Here is a 1,953-nt window from a genome sequence, read left to right as displayed (position 1 = left end):
GCACTAAGCTCGCTTTTAACTATCTGTTTTTGAAAAAATTACAGCAGTTCAACCGACTGCTGGGCGATCACGAATTCTTCGTTGGTTGGGATAACCATTGCTACTGCGTCTAACATTTCAGACTTAGCGATGATCCCTTCAGCACCAAAGCGAGCAGATTCGTTACCTGCTACATCTTCAACGAAACCTAGAATCTTAAGGTTGTTTAAGATCTCACGACGAATTGGTAGAGAGTTCTCACCGATACCACCAGTGAAGATGATACCGTCTAAAGAATCTAGCGTTGCTAGGTAAGAAGCAACGTATTTCGCTACGCGGTAAGTAAACACCTCAAACGCAAGCTTAGCGCCTTCGTGGCCCTCTTCCATTGCTTCTAAGATGCCACGAGCATCGCTCGTAAGACCAGACACGCCAAGGAAGCCAGACTCCTTGTTTAGAGAGTTAAATACTTGCTCTTGTGACCAGCCTTTCTTAAGTAGGTATTCGATGATGCCTGGGTCTAGGTCACCACAACGTGTGCCCATCATTAGGCCTGAAAGTGGTGTGAAGCCCATAGAAGTATCAACACTGTTACCATCTTTAATAGCACATACAGATGCACCGTTACCTAGGTGAACAGAGATGAAGCTCGATTTTTCGATTGGCTTGTTAACCATCTTCGCAGCTTCACGGCTAACGAAGTAGTGGCTAGTGCCGTGGAAACCGTAGCGACGTACGCCGAAGTCTGTGTATAGCTCTTTTGCGATTGCACCAGTGAATGCACGTTGAGGCATTGTTTGGTGGAAAGCAGTATCAAATACAGCGAACTGAGGTAGAGAAGGGAAAGCTTCAATTGCAGCACGGATACCGATAGCACCTGCTGGGTTATGAAGTGGAGCTAGGTCAGATAGGCTTTCAATTTCGTTCGTTACTTCTTCAGTAATGCGAACCGTTTGAGTGAACTTCTCACCGCCGTGAACGATACGGTGACCGATAGCCACGATATCAGCCGTGAAGCCTAGGTCTTCCATCAGGCCAACCAATTTGCCAATGGCAATTTTGTGGTGGTTATCTTCACCTTGAATGGCAATTTCAGTTTTCTCGCCTTGGAATTTCCAGCTCATACGAGCATCTTCAAGACCAAAACACTCCCCTAGGCCACTTAATACTGCTTCACCAGAAACAGAATCGATTACAGCAAATTTTAGGGATGAACTACCCGAGTTAATAACCAGAACAAACGAATTAGACATTGGATATGGATCCTGTTTCAGTACGAATTGGATGAAGTGTTTACTTCAATTTTAGTTAAGTCCATTATTCAATAATTTTTGAATCTTTCAACTTTTGTTTTGAAAAAAACACTAAATGAACACAATTAAGTTGATCTTGGTCATTAAATTATTTATTTCGAGAGCGGAATTAAAAAATAGTTGAATAAGAAAATTAATGAACAGGTGACGCAAACGAGTGCTCACGTTATTTTTAACTTGATTCAGTTAATTAAAGCGACTCGAACAAATGCAGGTGATCCGCTTGAAAAACAACCACCCTTCCCTTTCGTCTGCTTATCATTACCGATAACTTTTTGCTCGATTTCTCAATTGCTCAGTGTTTGCATCAAAAAGCTCACTGAAGTTGAGAATAGTGATCTGATCTTATTTTGATTGCCTTCGAGCACAACTCTACGAATAGATGCACTGTAACGACGCTTAGATAGCCTTCACTCTTTGTTTCAGCATCTTGTAGCACGTTCTTTTGGTATAGGCTTAGAACGCAATACAGCTAAGTTTTGGCACTAACATTCGTTCTAGGCGCGATGCTTAGTTTCATGGACGAAGCATAGTTTCAGGAACGAAGCTTGATTAAAGTAAGTTAGCTACGAATATCGAGCCAACCAAAGCTTAAGTTCAAATAGCAGGCACAAAAAAGCCGAGCATTACGCTCGGCTTTTAAATGGTTCATCGCGGCTTT

At 42.3% G+C, this 1,953-nt stretch carries 1 protein-coding gene; it reads right to left on the bottom strand.

Annotated elements, in window-relative coordinates; translation table 11 throughout:
• Nucleotides 1-38: 38 nt before the first annotated feature.
• Nucleotides 39-1,232, bottom strand: a complete 1,194-nt coding sequence (locus AB4167_RS21975; RefSeq protein WP_017064366.1) for an acetate/propionate family kinase — start codon at nt 1,230-1,232, stop codon at nt 39-41.
• Nucleotides 1,233-1,953: the final 721 nt, after the last annotated feature.

The sequence above is a fragment of the Vibrio sp. 10N.286.49.E11 genome, assembly GCF_041469505.1.
Lineage (GTDB): Bacteria > Pseudomonadota > Gammaproteobacteria > Enterobacterales > Vibrionaceae > Vibrio > Vibrio crassostreae_C.
Note: the sequence above shows the minus strand (reverse complement) of the source record. Positions and strands in the feature narration are given on the sequence as shown.

Excerpts from the sequence above, each read along its gene's own strand:
- AB4167_RS21975 (WP_017064366.1), bottom strand. The coding sequence starts at position 1,232 with ATGTCTAATTCGTTTGTTCTGGTTATTAACTCGGGTAGTTCATCCCTA.